15 protein-coding genes and 1 tRNA gene are annotated in these 16,069 nt (G+C 59.1%); 5 read left to right on the top strand and 11 right to left on the bottom strand.

Going from position 1 to position 16,069, the window contains the following annotated elements:
• The first annotated feature begins 160 nt into the window (after positions 1–160).
• The 3 genes from ACQRBR_RS00730 (at position 161) to ACQRBR_RS00720 (ending at position 3,898) form a co-directional block, all read left to right on the top strand.
• Entirely contained in the window at positions 161–1,819 is a 1,659-nt protein-coding gene (locus ACQRBR_RS00730; protein ID WP_427812017.1) for a hypothetical protein, read from the top strand.
• A 775-nt stretch (positions 1,820–2,594) separates the two neighbouring features.
• On the top strand, positions 2,595–3,215 hold the full coding sequence (locus tag ACQRBR_RS00725; protein WP_427812016.1) for a hypothetical protein: 621 nt from the start codon (positions 2,595–2,597) through the stop codon (positions 3,213–3,215).
• Between the two features lie 23 nt (positions 3,216–3,238).
• Positions 3,239–3,898 carry a hypothetical protein gene (locus tag ACQRBR_RS00720; RefSeq protein ID WP_427812015.1) on the top strand — a complete coding sequence of 220 codons (660 nt, stop codon included), beginning with the start codon at positions 3,239–3,241 and terminating at the stop codon, positions 3,896–3,898.
• A 404-nt stretch (positions 3,899–4,302) separates the two neighbouring features.
• On the opposite strand, the gene ACQRBR_RS00715 is transcribed toward ACQRBR_RS00720, so the two are convergent.
• From ACQRBR_RS00715 to ACQRBR_RS00705, 3 genes are all read right to left on the bottom strand, one after another.
• The gene (locus ACQRBR_RS00715) at positions 4,303–5,001 is read right to left on the bottom strand and encodes a hypothetical protein (RefSeq protein ID WP_287438564.1); all 699 of its coding nucleotides are present in this window, start codon (positions 4,999–5,001) and stop codon (positions 4,303–4,305) included.
• A gap of 197 nt (positions 5,002–5,198) precedes the next feature.
• Positions 5,199–6,944, bottom strand: a complete 1,746-nt coding sequence (locus ACQRBR_RS00710; RefSeq protein ID WP_427812014.1) for a YcaO-like family protein — start codon at positions 6,942–6,944, stop codon at positions 5,199–5,201.
• 2 nt (positions 6,945–6,946) lie between these two features.
• On the bottom strand, positions 6,947–7,654 hold the full coding sequence (locus ACQRBR_RS00705; RefSeq protein WP_204625907.1) for a class I SAM-dependent methyltransferase: 708 nt from the start codon (positions 7,652–7,654) through the stop codon (positions 6,947–6,949).
• 243 nt (positions 7,655–7,897) lie between these two features.
• Here ACQRBR_RS00705 and ACQRBR_RS00700 point away from each other — a divergent pair, with 243 nt between their 5' ends.
• Positions 7,898–8,761, top strand: a complete 864-nt coding sequence (locus tag ACQRBR_RS00700) for a 50S ribosomal protein L11 methyltransferase (RefSeq protein ID WP_427812013.1) — start codon at positions 7,898–7,900, stop codon at positions 8,759–8,761.
• A 75-nt stretch (positions 8,762–8,836) separates the two neighbouring features.
• Positions 8,837–9,340 carry a thiol peroxidase gene (tpx, locus tag ACQRBR_RS00695; protein ID WP_204674086.1) on the top strand — a complete coding sequence of 168 codons (504 nt, stop codon included), beginning with the start codon at positions 8,837–8,839 and terminating at the stop codon, positions 9,338–9,340.
• A gap of 395 nt (positions 9,341–9,735) precedes the next feature.
• Here tpx and rho read toward each other — a convergent pair whose 3' ends face one another.
• The 8 genes from rho to ispE all read right to left on the bottom strand — a co-directional run bounded on the left by rho (position 9,736) and on the right by ispE (position 16,060).
• Positions 9,736–10,986 carry a transcription termination factor Rho gene (rho, locus tag ACQRBR_RS00690; RefSeq protein WP_040369422.1) on the bottom strand — a complete coding sequence of 417 codons (1,251 nt, stop codon included), beginning with the start codon at positions 10,984–10,986 and terminating at the stop codon, positions 9,736–9,738.
• 195 nt (positions 10,987–11,181) lie between these two features.
• Positions 11,182–11,700 carry a CarD family transcriptional regulator gene (locus ACQRBR_RS00685; protein ID WP_006005737.1) on the bottom strand — a complete coding sequence of 173 codons (519 nt, stop codon included), beginning with the start codon at positions 11,698–11,700 and terminating at the stop codon, positions 11,182–11,184.
• Between the two features lie 180 nt (positions 11,701–11,880).
• The gene (gene pth / locus ACQRBR_RS00680) at positions 11,881–12,474 is read right to left on the bottom strand and encodes an aminoacyl-tRNA hydrolase (RefSeq protein ID WP_427812012.1); all 594 of its coding nucleotides are present in this window, start codon (positions 12,472–12,474) and stop codon (positions 11,881–11,883) included.
• A 10-nt stretch (positions 12,475–12,484) separates the two neighbouring features.
• Complete coding sequence (locus ACQRBR_RS00675) at positions 12,485–13,240, bottom strand: alpha/beta fold hydrolase (protein ID WP_427812011.1); 756 nt, start codon at positions 13,238–13,240, stop codon at positions 12,485–12,487.
• 178 nt (positions 13,241–13,418) lie between these two features.
• Positions 13,419–14,009: a 50S ribosomal protein L25/general stress protein Ctc gene (locus ACQRBR_RS00670; protein ID WP_278337922.1), complete on the bottom strand. Its 591-nt coding sequence runs from the start codon at positions 14,007–14,009 to the stop codon at positions 13,419–13,421.
• A gap of 72 nt (positions 14,010–14,081) precedes the next feature.
• Positions 14,082–15,026, bottom strand: coding sequence for a ribose-phosphate diphosphokinase (locus ACQRBR_RS00665; RefSeq protein WP_168935717.1), 945 nt, complete (start codon positions 15,024–15,026; stop codon positions 14,082–14,084).
• 45 nt (positions 15,027–15,071) lie between these two features.
• Positions 15,072–15,146: transfer RNA gene (locus ACQRBR_RS00660), tRNA-Gln, on the bottom strand.
• Complete coding sequence (gene ispE / locus ACQRBR_RS00655; protein ID WP_427812010.1) at positions 15,137–16,060, bottom strand: 4-(cytidine 5'-diphospho)-2-C-methyl-D-erythritol kinase; 924 nt, start codon at positions 16,058–16,060, stop codon at positions 15,137–15,139. Before ispE ends, ACQRBR_RS00660 begins: the two co-directional genes overlap by 10 nt.
• Between the last annotated feature and the right edge of the window lie 9 nt (positions 16,061–16,069).

The raw sequence follows: 16,069 nt of genomic DNA, 5'->3' as shown, positions 1-16,069 counted from the left end.
AGGATCCGCTCGTAAAAGATACTGGCTCTTGACTGGCTGCAAGCCTCCAAAAACAGGATGAAAAAATTGTTCGCAGGTTTTCTCCATACCTGACACTGGGAAGATCAAAAGCATCAGCCGGGAGATATTGTAATCGGCTGGATTGCAACGGGGAGGCCGTATGCATTCATTAGCAAAATCCATCGCTTTGGTTTTGATGCTCCTGGGATGGGCGGCCGTGGCCCAGGCCGTCCCTGTGGATCTGCTGAAGACGCCCGTCCCGGCCGACGTGGCCTGCGGCGGGGCCGTGGATGAGGCCGCCACCCTGAAGGCCGTGCAGCACTGGGTCCTGCAGTGCAACAACGAGCTGTCCGCCATCGACAAGAACGATGAACGGCGGATCATGGGCTATCTGCTGGACATGAAGGTGGATTACCTGATCTCCCTCCAGAACAGCCCGGTCAAGGAAAAGATCACGGAGCTCGTGGAACCCGTGCTCCAACGCTGGCTGCAGGCCCTGATGAAGAAGGGCTCGCTGACGCCCGCGGACCAGAAGCTCCTGGCCTACCTCGGCTCGCTGGCCCTCGTCCCCACCATGGAGGAAGGGGTGACCTACCTGCGTCTGGACCATGCCGCTTTCTACAAGCATGTCCGCTTCAGCCCGGCGGCCAGGGCCCTTGTGGATGTGCTGGTCTCCCAGCCCATGAGTGACGAGGAGCTGGGCGGTGAGGAATACTTCAAGTACTGGTCGCATCTGCGCATGGCCGAATGGGCCGCGCAGCTGGAAAAGTTCTTGCGCGCCCATGCGGGCAATCCCTATGCGCCCGATGCCCTCAAGCGCTATCACAGCATCGTGGACCTGATGTTCTTCAAGAGAATTCCGGAGCGTGGCCCCAACGGGGTCATTGACCGGTGGAACTGGCAGAAGAGCAAGAGACTGGGTCCCCTTGCCCAGACCTATCAGGGTACCCTGACCGGGCGTCTGATCGGGGACTTCATCGCCGCTGTGGATGCCAATGGCCAGAAGGTTCCCCAGGGCCTGAAGCAGCGCTTCGCCGCCCTGATCGATGCCGAACTGGCGCCGAAGAAGGGCGCGGATGCGGCCACGGCCCCTGCCGCGCAGGTCAGCTTTTATGAAGGCCAGGGCGTCATCAACAACAAGATCCCCGTGGCCCTCTGGTTCGACAGCCGGGAGGGCATCGTCTCCGGGGAGATCGTCTATACGGCCACCAAGGCCAGAAAGCCCATCCGCGTCCTGGGCCGGGAAGAGGCCAACGGCGCCTTCCGTCTTTATGAGATGCTGCCCAACGGGGATATCTCCGGCACCATCACCGGCACGCTCACCGACGGCGTCCTGTCGGGGACATGGACTGGCCGCCCGCGGATGATCGAGAAGGGCGAAGGCAACTATGAAGCCCAAAGGGGCAAGCAGTTCCCCATCACCATGAGCGCTGTCAAAAGGACACATGCCCCCTATGATTGGACATTCGATGCGGCGAATGCTTCCGGGACATACGCCTACAGCGTCGGAGACAAGTGCGATGACGGCACGGTCAACCTGCGGATCAATAATGACGGGACCGTCAGGTATCGCATCATAGGGCTGACCGGAGCGCCCTTTTACAGGACGGCCTGCTTTCCCGAGGATGCCCTGTCCGATGAGACCGCCGTCGCACACGTGCATGGTAACCGCATCCTCATCGAAGAAGATGCAAACTGTGCCATAGAATTAGTGCTGTACAACGATTTTCTTGTTTCCAGCTATGTGGATGGCAAGAACTGCCGGTACCGCGTGGGAGACGGAGCGACGGCGGAGGGATTGTTCCTTAAAAGACGCTGACACCGGCGGGATAGCGATGCAGCCCTTCATGCCGCCACTGACTTATTCTGAGACATGGTCTTTCAGGAGAGCTGAGCCAATAGGATTGAAGCATGAGGCCGAAATGTCATGAGCGCATCACCACGGCCTGTTCCGTGCGTCTCCGCGATCCTTTGCAGTGGAGGCAAGGTGCGGCCTTTTAGCAATACAATATCCCATGCTCCTGGCGTGAATAACGAAGGCGCTCCCCACGGGGGAGCGCCTTTTGCCTAGGTTGGGCTTCATCGCCATCCACAAGCTTGTGCCCGTCATGAGCGCATGAGGCGGTCAGGCGTCTCGGCAGGGGGCAGACGAGTTTTTTCAGATGGGGAGTTTGACGAAATACGCGCTGCCCCCATTATTTCCCTTAAATCCTTCGTAGAGTTTCTGTTTGTCACGGGATGGTGATTCTCTCCCGGATGATGGCGGGCAGTCCGCAAGGCGAAACGTCCCAAAACACTATGCAGGATTCCGGGAGCAGAAGAAGGGGACCGGAAGTCGGCTCATTTTTATGATGGCCTACATTTCCCGGATTTTCTTCTTTTCTCATCACAGGGATGATGCATGGCCACCGCCTTCCAGGGTAAACATATTCTAACTGGGAGCATATGTAACGTCTACGGAGGGAACCATGAAAGTCATATGTACACATCTGTTGTTGTCCGTAGCGTGCTTTTCGCTATGTCTGGCCCTGTCGGTTCCGGTTCGTGCCGACGGGAATGCTGCACGACCACTCCCTTCGGGGGATGTAACCTCCATGACCCGTGCGGACAAATTGCTCTTGCTGAGCAATGTTGCCTCGTTATGGAAACTGCATGTGAAGATAGGCACGGTGCAGCCTAACGGAATGAAGCCGTATGAGACCTTCGGTCTTGTGAAAAATGGACAGCTTTCCCCCTCTTTTGTCGCACATACGGCACTTCAGATCATGCTGAGGGATGCTGATGCACCCCAATCAAGCGCATCGGAGTGGCAAGCTCCGCCTCGCCCTGCCGATGTTCCGCAGCGGTACGACTTCTGTATCCCTCTCGATCATCTGGAGACCGTAGCCCGGGAGTGGCTGGGCTTGCCCTTTGAGACGTCGCCTCTGTCTCAGATCGACGGCATCCTGCGGAAGGGAAACTGCCTGTACGTCGATTCACAACGCTTGCTGAACTCCTGGCCCTGCCCCATGTACGATCCCAACGAACATGATATTTTCGCCCAGCCTTTCAAGGTCTATCCCGAACGGGACACGTGGGTCATGAAAGGCGAAGTATGGGACATCCGGCAGGGGACAAACGATGCTCCAGACGTGAGCGTATGTGAGACGTTTCATATGGTGGTCAAAAAGACGGACAGGCATTGGCGCATCCTTGCTCTCAACTTTGGCGTGTAGCGTCTTTTCCCAGGAGGTGGGTCATGAAAAAGATCATGCTGTTGACGATCCTGATGTGCCAGATGCTCTGGCCCCTCTCTGTTCCTGCACAAGGCAGCGGCCCGTCCCGGATGGACGGACTCCTTTTGCGGGACAATATGCTCGTCCTGTGGAGCATGGGCCTAAAGGAGAGTGGGCCCAAGACTCAGGACACGTTATGTCGGGATGCGCTTTTCTTCGTCATCCTGTCCGAGGGACCCTCGGCCTGTGGCGTAGAGCGCTCCAGGCATCCTGAATTCTTTCAAGGCATGGCCGAGAATTATGAGGGCTTCGTGCCGAAGCAAAAAGTGGAAGAAGCTGCCCGAACCATTTTTGTCCAGGAAGTGAGGGAGCACATTGCCCCCAAGGGGACAACATTTAACGGCAAGGGCTATTTTCTTGATTTTACCGCTCTGAGCGACAAGACGGGTTACCTGTGCCATCTGATGCCGGAAGACCGCCGACCTGGTCATGTCTATCAGCCCATAGCGGAGCCCATAACCGATACCAGCTGGACAGTGTATGCCAGACTTCTGCGTATCATGAAGGATGTGGATGGTGGTGTACTCATCATGAAAAGCGCTTCGTTCGAGGGCGAAGTGCAGTATCTGGACGGAAAATTGCAGATGAGAAGCTTTAAGATAACGGAACAGGCTACGGATTAAAAAAGTTGGACACATGAGCTACGCCATGAAAGCACGGCAAAAGTCCATGTTGCAGGGATATTTCCTTTGCCCAAACAATTTACACTGTCCCGGCACTGCAGCGCTGCTAAGAAATTTCCGCAGTTTGTGAGGGATGCCTTCTTTGCACTCGACTCTGACAAACTTCAGGCATATGAACATTTATTGCTGACATGATGGTCTTTCCCACGCCCATGGAGGGCTCTTTGCTAGCCTGTACACTCCTCTTGGAGACGCAGCAGGAAATCAAGACATCTGTGCCATGCATCTACCTTTTTTTATTGCTGTATCAATGGAAAATTGTAGCCGCTCAATGAAAGAAGCGGGCCTCTCCTTTTGGGAGGGGCCCGCTTCCTTTGTTCTACTTTGTATCCTTGCGGCTCTGCCTACAGCGACCGTTCCTGAAGGCCGGAGCGGGGCGTGCTGTCGGGCTTGGGCGGTTCGGTCACACCTTCCATGCCGGGCAGGGCATCATGCACGTCCGTGGGAGGCAGTTCGCCTTCGCCCACGCGGGGGATGGCGCGGCTGTCACGCACGGTGAGCTTGCAGGCCAGACCATAACATTCGTACACCGCGGCCACAGTGGCCTGCAGGGGCTCGCCCTTGCGCAGCGGCGGCGGCACCAGCACATAATAGGTGCGGCTTTCGGAGCCCAGGTGCGGGCGGACATCACAGGCAATGAGCCATTCGTCCTTTTCGTCGTTATTCCAGTCCACGATGCCCAGCATGGCCAGATTGATGGTCTGGGTGGGATGGACGATGGTGAAGCCGGTCTTGCGCACGGTGGCATGGCTGGACGGCGTGCGCGTGGCGGCAAAGGTGCTGCCCAGATAGACGTGGCCCCTGTCATTGAACAGGAATTCGGGCGAGAGCTGGCGGAAAAGGATCTCGCCATAGTTCTCGCCACCGCCACCGGGCAGGGAGATATAGCTGCCGTCGTCGGTGAGGAGGCCGTGGGCTTTCATTTCCTGGGGCATACGCTGGCTCATGGTCACGAAGCCGGACTTGTCCACAACGGTCACGCCCTTGGCGCCGCAACCGGCCAGCAGGAAGGCCGCGCAAAGCAGCAGAAGAAAACGGGTCATTGGGTACCTCGGTAAAAAATCGTATCAGGAGAAGAGGTGTACGCGCCCCGGCCGGGCTTGTAAAGCCGCTTTCCCTCTGTCTTTTCAGGAAACGGAGTAGGACACGGCAGCGGTCGTCAGGTCATCCTGAGAGGATGAAAAAGGGAGAAAGCCCTGTACAGGACTTTCTCCCCCGTGGTCATGGAATACGATAATACTTAAAGCGATGCTTTAAGCTCTTCCAGATGCGTGCGGGCAAAGTCCAGCGAAGGATCTACTTCCAGCGCGGCCGCCAGATGTTCCATGGCGGCTTCCTTTTGGCCCAGGAATTTCTCGCACAGCCCCAGATTGGCCAGATCCATCACCGAGCCCTTGTCCACCTTGAGCACGGCGCGGAAGGCGGCAGCGGCTTCTTCATAACGCTTGAGCTTGAACAGGCAGACGCCCAGCAGGTTGCCGTATTCCTTCATGTCCGGGCACAGGGCCACAGCGTCACGCAGGGGAGGCAGGGCTTTTTCCCAGTCACCGGTCAGCGTGGAGACATAGCCTTCATAAAAGGCGGACAGACCCTTGGCGTCATTTTCGGGCTGCAGGGGGCGGGCCTGGGCGAAAAGGTCGCGAGCCTCTCCAAAACGTTCCGCACGCAGGGCCAGCATGGCCCGGAAAAAGGGCAGAAAATGCGCGTTGGGGTAGCAGCGCTCCAGCACGGCCAGCCCATGCAGGGCCGTCTCCTCGTCCGCTTCTTCAGCCAGCTTGCGGCCCACGAACAGGCCGATGCTCTGGTTGCGGTCACGCTCGCGGAAGGAGAGCCCCGGAGCGATGCAGTAGTGGGCCGGGACGCCCAGATCGGGATGCGTGGTCTCCACAGCATAGACCTGTACCGGCTCCAGACCATGCAGCGCCCGGAGCAGCTCGTCGCGGATATCGGGTGCTTCCACGCTGGGCAGGTCGGAAAGGCGGCAGACGGGGCCTTCCAGCAGCCACTGGATGTCCTCCAGACGCTCGAATTTGGAAAGGCCGGAGGCCTCGTAGCAGGCCTGCGTGCAGAAGTCACCGCCCAGCTGGGCGATTTCCGTGACGGCACGAATGGCGGCCTTGGCCGGAGAGGCGGCGGTGCCTGCCGTGAACACGATCTCGGAGCGGGCCGGGAAGGTGGCCGGGTCCCAGGCCACCGCGCCGACAGTGGGCAGCGGCATGCCCAGGGAGAAATCCTTGAGCACGATATGGATGCCTTCCCGTTCAAAAGCGGCCAGCAGGTCGCGCAGGGTGGGATCATCCACCTCGTGAGGATCGATGGTGGGGGTGGTCAGGCGTTCCCGGTCGATACGGCAGCAGACATGACGCTCCACCAGTTCGGAAAGGCCCTGCAGAAGCGATTCCTCCGGGCTGTTGCCGGCGGACGTGCCGTTGAATTCTCCCAGCAGTTTGAACCAGTCCAGCGGCAGCCAGACGGTGCGACCGTCAGCCAGATGCGTGGCAGGGAAGAAGTTCCAGCGCAGGGTGCTCATGGCCTCGCGGGCCTGTTCCGGGGAAAGGTTGTCGTCCACGGAGCGGCAGATCTCCTCGATGGGCAGCAGATCCGTGCCGAAGCGCTCTTCGGCCTCGGCCCAGGTGGCGCTGACCATATGCGGCAGGCGCTGCCAGAAGCTGAAGAAGGCAAAGCGTTCCATCAGTTCCATCAGTGCGGAGGCACGGGCCTGTTCCGGCGAGGAACCTTTGCCCATCTGTTTGCGGGTGGGCATGATGCCGCGGGCGTCCCTGCCGCAAACGCTGAGGTAGACCGGGATGCCCAGACGGCCCACGTCCACACGGCGGACTTCGGCCAGGATGTCCAGACCGGCGGCCTGCATGCGGGCCTGCACGCGTTCATAGGTCTCCTGGGGCGAGATGGTCTTGTCCAGGTCGCGGGTATAGCCCTTGGGGCAGGACTGCAGACGGATGACGGGAAGTGTGGTCGTGCTCATGGCTACTGCTTGCGCTCCAGGATATGCAGGACGTAGATGCGGCGTTGTTCCTTGCCGTCGGCATCCTGACTCTTGACGCCGATATGGCCTTCCTGCACCTGGAAGGTCTTGGCGGCCAGCTTGGCAAAATGCGGTTTGGCGCGGGCCATGTCCGTACAGAATACGGCCTTGCCGCCCGGAGCCAGATGACGGTCCACAAACTTCAGCAGCGGCCGGTGCAGGTCATCGAGATACAGGAGCTCCGAAGCGACGATGCGGTCGAAGCCTTCGGGAAAGCGTTCGTCCTTACCGGGACGGGAAACGTCCAGATAGCAGACGTCGATCAGATCCTGCAGCTTGTTGTGCAGCACGTTGGCCCGGGCGAACTGGAGGGCATCATTGACGATGTCGCTGGTCACGATATGGCGGAAGCCGTAACGGGAGGCCACCAGACTGAGCACGCCGCAACCGCCGCCCAGCTCCAGCATGGTCTTGCCCTCGGGCTCCAGCTTGCGCAGGAAGCGCCCCAGCACGAAGGAGCCCGGCCAGACCTTGGCCCAGAGCGGCAGGTCTTTCAACGGGTCATGGATGGCGTGCCGTGCCAGCAGTCCGTCCAGATGGCTCTGCATATTGTTGATGTTCAGGACCTCCAGCTGGCCGTCATCCAGCTGCAGGGGAACAAAGTCCACATCGAAGGTCTTGCGGATGTCCGCAAGGATCTGGTCCAGCATCGTCGTCTCCCGTATATTTTTCCGTCTGGGCCGGATACGTCCCGGCTGGCCGGAAAAGGCTTGTGGAATTCTCAGGGGATCACTAGGAAAATCTGAAAAGCTGAAAAAAAGGAGGCGCCCCGCCCGGGGACGCACTCACGAAGCAGACGGCAAAAGGCCGATGCCGACAATCCATACAGGCATTTGCGCCGCAAATCAACATGCCGGCTTGACAGGGCCCGGTGTGCGGGCTAGGCAGAATGCATGAAAACCATCCATCGCCTCGAAATTGTTGTTGCGGAAAGTGATTACGACTGCGCCACCGGCCTGCTGGCCCTGGAAGTGCCCTTTGGCTGGGAAGAGCAGAGCCTGCCCACCGGCGAGACGCGCTTCCGGGTCCACTGCGAGCAGAAGGATTTTCTTGAACGGCTGCAGCAGCTGCTGAGGCAGACCGTCCCGGCTGCGGAAAGCGCTCTTTCCGAGCTGGAGGAGACCGACTGGCTGGCGGCCTGGCGTCAGTTCTTCACGCCTGTGTGTTGCGGTAACCATTTTGTGGTCCTGCCGCCGTGGCTGGCGGATACGCAGGACTTCCCCGGCCGGACGCCCATCCTCATCGAGCCCAAGAGTGCCTTTGGCACCGGCCATCACGCCACCACGGCCCTGTGCCTGCGTGTGGTCAGCGACCTGCTGGAAGCCGGACGCCTGCAGCAGGGACAGCATTTCCTCGACCTGGGCACCGGTTCCGGGGTGCTGGGCATCGGCTGCTGCAAGTTCGGCCTTACGGGCGAAGGTCTGGACATCGATCCGCTGGCCGTGGACAACGCGGTCGAGAACCGTGCCCTCAACGCCATCGCGCCTGAGAACTTCACCGTGGCCGAGGGCAGCATCGATGCCGTGGCCGGCAAGCAGTTCGACCTGGTGCTGGCCAACATCCTGGCCCGTCCGCTGACCGAGATGGCGGCCGATATCGTGCGCGCCTGCCGTCCCGGCGGTTGCCTCGTCCTTTCCGGCCTCTTGGAGATCCAGGCTGACGGCGTGACCGCGGCCTACAAGGCCCAGGGACTGCCCGAACCGCGCCGTATCATCGACGGCGAATGGGCCGCCTTGGTTTGGGATTCCGTTAAATAGGAAATATTCTTGACAAGGACAGGGTCTCCTGCTACATAAGGGCATCTTGAACGCAAAAGCCGCAAGGAGCTTTTTATGAATACTGTCACTTTCATGGGTAATCCTCTCCACCTCGAAGGCAACCTGCCCGTCGTTGGCCAGAAGGCCCCTGAATTCACGGTGTGCAATAATGGCCTCGAACCCCGCAGCCTGAAAGACTACGCGGGCAAGATCGTGGTCTTGGTGAGCGTGCCTTCTCTGGATACGCCCGTGTGTGATATGGAAGTGCGCCGCTTCAACAAGGAAGCCGCTGCCCTGTCCGACAAAGTGCAGATCCTGGCCCTGAGCTGCGACCTGCCCTTCGCTCAGGCCCGCTGGTGCGGTGCCGCCGGCGTACAGGCCGTGGAAAGCCTGTCCGACTACAAGGACGTGGATTTCGGCAAGAACTACGGCGTGCTGATCCAGGAACTGCGTCTGTTGGCCCGCGCCATCTTCGTGGTGGCTCCCGACGGTACGCTGGCTTACAGCCAGCTGGTGCCCGAAGTGACCAACGAGCCTGACTACGACGCCGTTCTGGAAGCGGTGAAGAAGCTGGCCTAACGGGTCCCATCCATTGCTCTGATGCTTCCGGGCTCCCTTCGGGGAGCCCTTTTTTTGTGTCATCGCTCGTCAGAGTCCTTCCTGTCCTTGCCGCTTTCCCGCGGAGGCCAGGGAGCACTGTCCCTGTTGCAGATCATAGAGATGGTTATGACGTGGCCAAGACGGCGATGTCCCGGTATACACGGACTGGCAAATACGCCAAGGGAAGCGTGCTGCGCCACGAGCTTTTCTGCATGATTTGTGGAAAAGAAATGGAGCAGGGGAGGACGGATGTACAGGCCACAAATCAAAAGTACCCAATGCGTATCTTTTCGTTTCGCTCCATGGCGTTCAGCGGGCAAATAACAAAAAAGGCGCTCCGAAGAGCGCCTTTCTGAAAAGCTGATACGTTGTTGCTATTTGCCCATGGCGTCCATGAAGTCCTTGTTGGACTTGGTCCCGCGCATCTTGTCCAGCAGGAATTCCATGCTGTCGATAGAGGACATGGGAGCCAGGATCTTGCGCAGGATCCAGACGCGGTTGAGGATATCGTCGGAAAGCAGCAGGTCTTCCTTGCGGGTACCGGTGCGGTTGATGTCGATGGCCGGGAAGATGCGCTTTTCCGCCAGGTGGCGATCCAGATAGATCTCCATGTTGCCGGTACCCTTGAATTCTTCGAAGATGACTTCGTCCATGCGGGAGCCGGTGTCGATCAGAGCCGTGGCGATGATGGTCAGGCTGCCGCCTTCTTCGATATTGCGCGCGGCACCAAAGATACGCTTGGGGCGCTGCAGGGCGTTGGCGTCCAGACCACCGGAAAGCACGCGGCCAGACGAGGGGGTCACGGCGTTATAGGCGCGGCCCAGACGGGTGATGGAGTCCATAAGGATGACCACGTCCCGCTTGCGTTCCACCAGACGCTTGGCTTTTTCCAGCACCATTTCACAGACCTGCACGTGGCGCTGCGGCGGTTCGTCAAAGGTGGAGCTGATGACTTCGGCCTTTTTCACGGTACGTTCCATGTCCGTGACTTCTTCGGGGCGTTCGTCGATGAGCAGGACGATCAGATAGACGTCGGGATTGTTGGCATTGATGGCGTTGGCCAAAGACTGCAGCAGAACAGTCTTGCCGGTACGCGGCGGGGCCACGATGAGACCGCGCTGACCACAGCCGATGGGCGACATGATGTCGATGACGCGGTTGGAAAGATTTTTCTCGCCGTTTTCCATGATCAGCTGGTGATCAGGATAAATGGGCGTCAGGTTGTCGAACAGGACGAGATTCTTGGCATTTTCCGGCGGTTCGAAGCCGATCTCCGTCACTTTGAGCAGGGCAAAGTAGCGTTCGCCTTCTTTGGGAGGACGGATCTGGCCGGAAACGATATCGCCTTTACGCAGGGAAAAGCGGCGGATCTGGGAGGGAGAAACATAGATGTCGTCCGGGCCGGGCATATAGCTGCACAGGGGAGAGCGCAGGAAGCCGAAGCCGTCGGGCAGGATCTCCAGGACGCCATCCCCGTAGATGGCACCGTTTTGGGAGGCACAGGCCTGCAGGAGAGCGAAGATGAGTTCCTGCTTGCGCATGGAGCTGGCATTTTCGATCTCATACTGCTCAGCCAGTTCCATCAGGGCCTGCATGCTGCGGGTTTTCAGTTCTGTCAGGCTCAGGCCGCTATCTGAAAGTAAGGCGGGTGCAGCCTTTTTTTTACGGACGTATTTACGGGGTGCTTTTTCCATGGGCGTAGGAAGCACGCATCACCGAAAAACGGCAATGCGATGCAAAAAGATGTTATGGGATTGGAAGAAAAAAGGCGTGTGAAAAGCGTGTAGCCTATCTTGTGGCCGGAAGCAAGTAAAAAATAGTTAATGCGCAGTGGTCGCAGGCTGCTTGGCAGGCGGGGAATAAAGGGAGATGAGCTCGGACTGCAAGTCCCGCTGTTCCGTCTTGAGGACTTCGCCCAGTTCACCGGTCACAAGGCTCATGGCCTGTTCCAAGAGACGCCGTTCACCAAAGGAAAGATCCTTGGTACGGCCGATGAGGAGGAGTTCGCGTAGGACGTTGGCGACGATGGAAAGGTCAGGACTCTTGAGGCGTTCGGAATACTCGCGGAAGCGCCGGTTCCAGTTCTGGCCTGTGTGGACGGTCTGCTGGGGATTATTGCGCAGCGCTTCCCAGATGTGTTCTGCTTCCTTGGTGCTGACCAAAGTGCGCAGACCAACATTAGAGGCATTTTTGACAGGTACCATGAGGGTGATACTGTTGGCCCGGATGCGCACGATGTAGAAATCGCACGCCGAACCACCAATATTCTGGCTGTCGATGCGCTCTATCTGGCCCACTCCTTGAGCTGGGTACACTACAAGCTGTTCGGATGTAAACATTTCCGTCCAAGGGTTGAAGTGCCCGCGCCAAACGCGAAGAAAAATAGCAAATGTGGAAAAGATTCAGGTAATCTTTTCCACTGTTAAAAGAACATAGCGCACAACCAATCATTAGTCCAGCAAAAAAATTTTTTGCTGGTTTCATGGCCATAAAAAAGCCGGCCACAGGCCGGCTCATGATCAGGAACGGGTCGCCCGCACAGCGGCTTCCAGTCCTTTTTTTGCAAAAATTTCCAGTACTTCAAGCGCCTTATCTGTGGCAGCCTGTATCTTGTCGGCATCTTCGCTGCAAGGACGCCCCAGCACCCAGTTGATGACGTCCCCTTTCTGGGGAGGCCGCCCGATACCGATACGCAGACGGTAGAAGTCCGGCGTCCCCAGCAGCTGGGTGATGGACTTGAGCCCGTTGTGCCCGGCGTTGCCGCCACCTTTTTTGAAGCGCAGCTCCCCGGCGGGGATATCCAGTTCATCATGCACCACCACCAGCTGATCGGGGCGGATCTTGTGCCAGGCCAGCAGGGGCTGGACACACTGGCCGCTCAGATTCATGAAGGTCTGGGGCATGGCGGCCAGCCAGTCTCCGGGCAGCCCGTCATAGCGCAGCCGCCACAGTTCACAGGAGAATTTGCCTCCGTTCTGGCTCTGCACCTGGCCGCCTTCCCGGCGGGCATGATCCAGCAGGCTTTCCACAAAGGCAAAGCCGCAATTATGGCGCGTTCCGGCATACTGGTTGCCGGGATTGCCCAAACCAACGACGACACCACCAAAATCCATGATAGTTTCCTTACAGGTGAAGAGAGAGTGGCAGGCCGTGACCACTGGCCAGCGCCGCCACATGGGCAGCTGTCCTAGCGGCCACGACGGGGGAGAGGATGGCCAGATGGCCACCCCGAGGCAGCCAGATACAATATTTTTCCGGGGCCGTCACCGCGGCGAACGTCTCCTCGATCAGAGGTCTGGTGAACAGAGCGTCGTCGAGAGCATTGAAAAGATAGAACGGGCAGTGGACCGTGGACGCTACCGAGGTGCTGAACAGGGAGTACAGGTACGCCAGGGGATAGCTTGTCCTGGCCTGTCGGCGATCAAGGGGAAGACGCAGGCAGCCGACAAGGATCTTTTTGACCGACAGATAGCTGAATACGGGCAACGGCAGCCGGGGCAAGCAGGTACTGAGTATCTTCAGCCCGGACAGCAGATGATCACGCTGCGCTGCCCAGGGAGCGAATCGGGTCAGTTCTATGGCCCGGCGGCTTTGCGGGAAGATCCCGCTGAATGCGAAACAAGCACGCATCCGCTGACTGCGGGAGGCGTGGGCCATGGCCAGGATTCCTCCCTGACTGTGACCGGCAAGGAGCAGAGGCCCCATGCCGTGACCGTGCAGCCAGCGTTCCGCATCCAGGCCGTCCTGCAGCAGGTCGTCAAAGCTGAACAGACGCCGGTGTGGGTTGCAGCCATGCCCGGTCAGGTGCAGGGCCGCGACGGCAAGTCCGTTTTTCCAGAGGCAATGCAGGAACGTCCGGTACTGGACCGGACAGAACATGGTCCCCGGATAAAAAACGAGGCAGGAGGCGCCCGGTCTGGGCCACAGCTCGATGCTTACCTGCCGGTTTCCGTTGCGCAGGGTATGATACTGCAGGCGAGGGAGGCTGGACATACGTATAAAAATCAGGCCGGCCTCAAAAGAGACCGGCCTGAAAAAAACTGCAGTGAAAGGCGCCTTATTCGGCGGCTTCGGCAGCGTCCTTGCTCTTGGAGAACACGCTCACGATGGCGAAGTTCTTGTCGAACACGGCCTTCACGTTTTCGGGGAGAGCCAGGGTCTCCACGGTCACGCTGTCATTGATGCCCATATCGGTCACGTCGATGGTCACCTTCTTGGGCATGTCCAGGGGCTTGCTGCACAGACGCACGCTTTCGCGGTAGGTTTCCATCACGCCGCCCAGCTTGACGCCGCGGGCAACACCCACGAATTCGATCGGCACGTCGACCTTGACTTCCTTGTCCAGATCCACACCGTAGAAGTCCACATGGGTGAAGGCCTTCTTGTAGGGGTGCTTCTGCACTTCCCAGAACATGACGGGATGCACGGTCTTGGTGCCGTTGTCGTCGATTTCCAGGTTGAACACGGCGGTACGGCCCATTTCGGTGTACATCTTTTCCAGAGGCAGAGCAGGAGCCTGCACGGCGATGTTGTCACCCTTGGCGGTGTAGAACACACCGGGGATCATGTCCTGCGTGCGCGCACGGCCCGCAGGGCCTTTGCCGCTACCTTCACGCTTTTGCACGCTCAACGTCTTTTCAATGGTCATGTTTAACTCCTTACCTAGTGCCGCATGAAAGTGCGGGAAGTTTTCTTATTATGGAGTCGGGAAAACCCGGCATTATACAAAGAGAACGCTGACGGAGGAACCCGTGTGGATGTTGTGGATGGTCTTGCCCAGCAGGGCAGCCACAGACACCACCTGCAGCTTGGGACACTGTGCCAGCTTTTCACCCAGCGGGATGGTATCGGTCACGATGACGCGGTCCAGAGCCTCGGTAGCATTGATGCGGTCGATGGCGGGGCCGGACAGCACACCGTGGGAAGCACAGGCAATGATCTTTTTGGCGCCGTACTTGAGCAGCACGTCAGCACCGGCGCACAGGGTACCGGCAGTATCGATGATGTCGTCAACGATGATGGCGGTCTTGCCTTCCACGTCACCGATGACGTGCATGGCCTGGGCCTGGTTGGGCTTGTCGCGACGCTTGTCCACGATGGCCAGAGGAGCATTCAGGCGCTTGGCGTAAGAACGGGCACGTTCCACACCGCCGGCGTCGGGGGAGACGATGACGATGTCGCCTTCGATCTGGCGCAGGGGTTCCATCATGACAGGAGCGGCATACAGGTTATCCACAGGGCAGTTGAAGAAGCCCTGGATCTGACCGGCATGCATGTCGATGGTCACCACACGGCCGGCACCGGCCACGCTGATGAAGTCGGCCACCATCTTGGCGCTGATGGGGGCGCGGGGGCTCACCTTGCGGTCCTGGCGGGCATAGCCGTAGTAGGGGATCACAGCCGTGATGCGGCCGGCGCTGGCGCGCTTGAGAGCGTCGAGCATGAGGCAGAGCTGCATCAGGTTGCGGTTGACCAGCGGGGGACAGGTGGGCTGGACAACGAACACGTCATCGCCGCGCACGTTGTCGCCGATTTCAATGCGCAGCTCGCCATCGCTGAAGGTGGTTGCCAGAGTAGGAGTAAGCTGACAGCCGAGGTGGTCGCAAATGGCTTTGGCCAACTCGGGATTGGAAGAACCCGTGACAATCTTGAGATCGCTGAACATGGTCCGTTCACCTTGCCGATAGCGGCAGCAGTTATGGTTTGGGTGTGGCTGGGATGGAAGGGCTCGAACCTTCGAATGACGGAGCCAAAACCCGTTGCCTTACCACTTGGCTACATCCCAGCATTCATGGGCAGCACAAAGACCTTCCCGTACTGTGACTCCAGGCTTTGCGCTGCCGCCTCGGCTGCGTGACGGGCTGAGAACAGACCAAACATGCTTGATCCACTGCCGCTCATGCGTGCACAAGCGGCCCCGGAATGGAGCAGATGTTGGCGGATTGTCTCTAATTGCGGGTATTCACGCACAACGGCGGGCTCCAGATCGTTACGGATTTGGAGCACGTTTTCTGTGGTGATGCGGAACGTCGTTCCCGTCCCGGCATATTTACCCATCACGAGAAGCGTTTCATTATCCTTGCTCTCCGGATTTGTCAAGCCTTTATCACCAGCTTTTTCCGCTTCCGCCATCAAATCGTCATAGGCACGGTAGGCCCAGGGGGTGGAGACCGACACGGGCGGACAGACCAGCACCAGCCACCAGCCGGGCAGATCCACTGCCGCGGGCGTCAGCACCTCGCCGATACCGGTCACGCGCCGGGGCTGCCCGTGAAGGAAAAAGGGGACGTCCGCACCGACCTTGATGGCGGCTTTTTCCAGCTCTTCCAGCGGCAAATGCGTCTCCAAGCAGCTGTTGAGCCATAGGAGCAGGGCTGCGGCATCACTACTGCCGCCCCCCAGACCTGCGCCGTGAGGGATACCCTTGCGCAGGGTGACATCGACGCCCGGGCAAGCAACCTGTTCCGGCAGCAGGGCCGCGAAAGCGGCATGGGCCTTGGTCAGGGTGTTATGCTCCAGATCAATGCCGGGGGTATCGCAGAACACGCGGATGCCTGCCCCTTCCCTGCGTTCCACTTCCAGGACGTCGAACGGCCGGGCCAGCGGATAGAACACGGAATCAAGGGTATGGTAGCCGTTGGGCAGGACGCCGGTTATCTCCAGCCCCAGATTGATCTTGCAGCCGGTGCGGATCTCCACGCTGTCCCC

The sequence above is a fragment of the Desulfovibrio sp. SGI.133 genome, assembly GCF_050313955.1.
Taxonomy (GTDB): domain Bacteria; phylum Desulfobacterota; class Desulfovibrionia; order Desulfovibrionales; family Desulfovibrionaceae; genus Desulfovibrio.
Note: the sequence above shows the minus strand (reverse complement) of the source record. Positions and strands in the feature narration are given on the sequence as shown.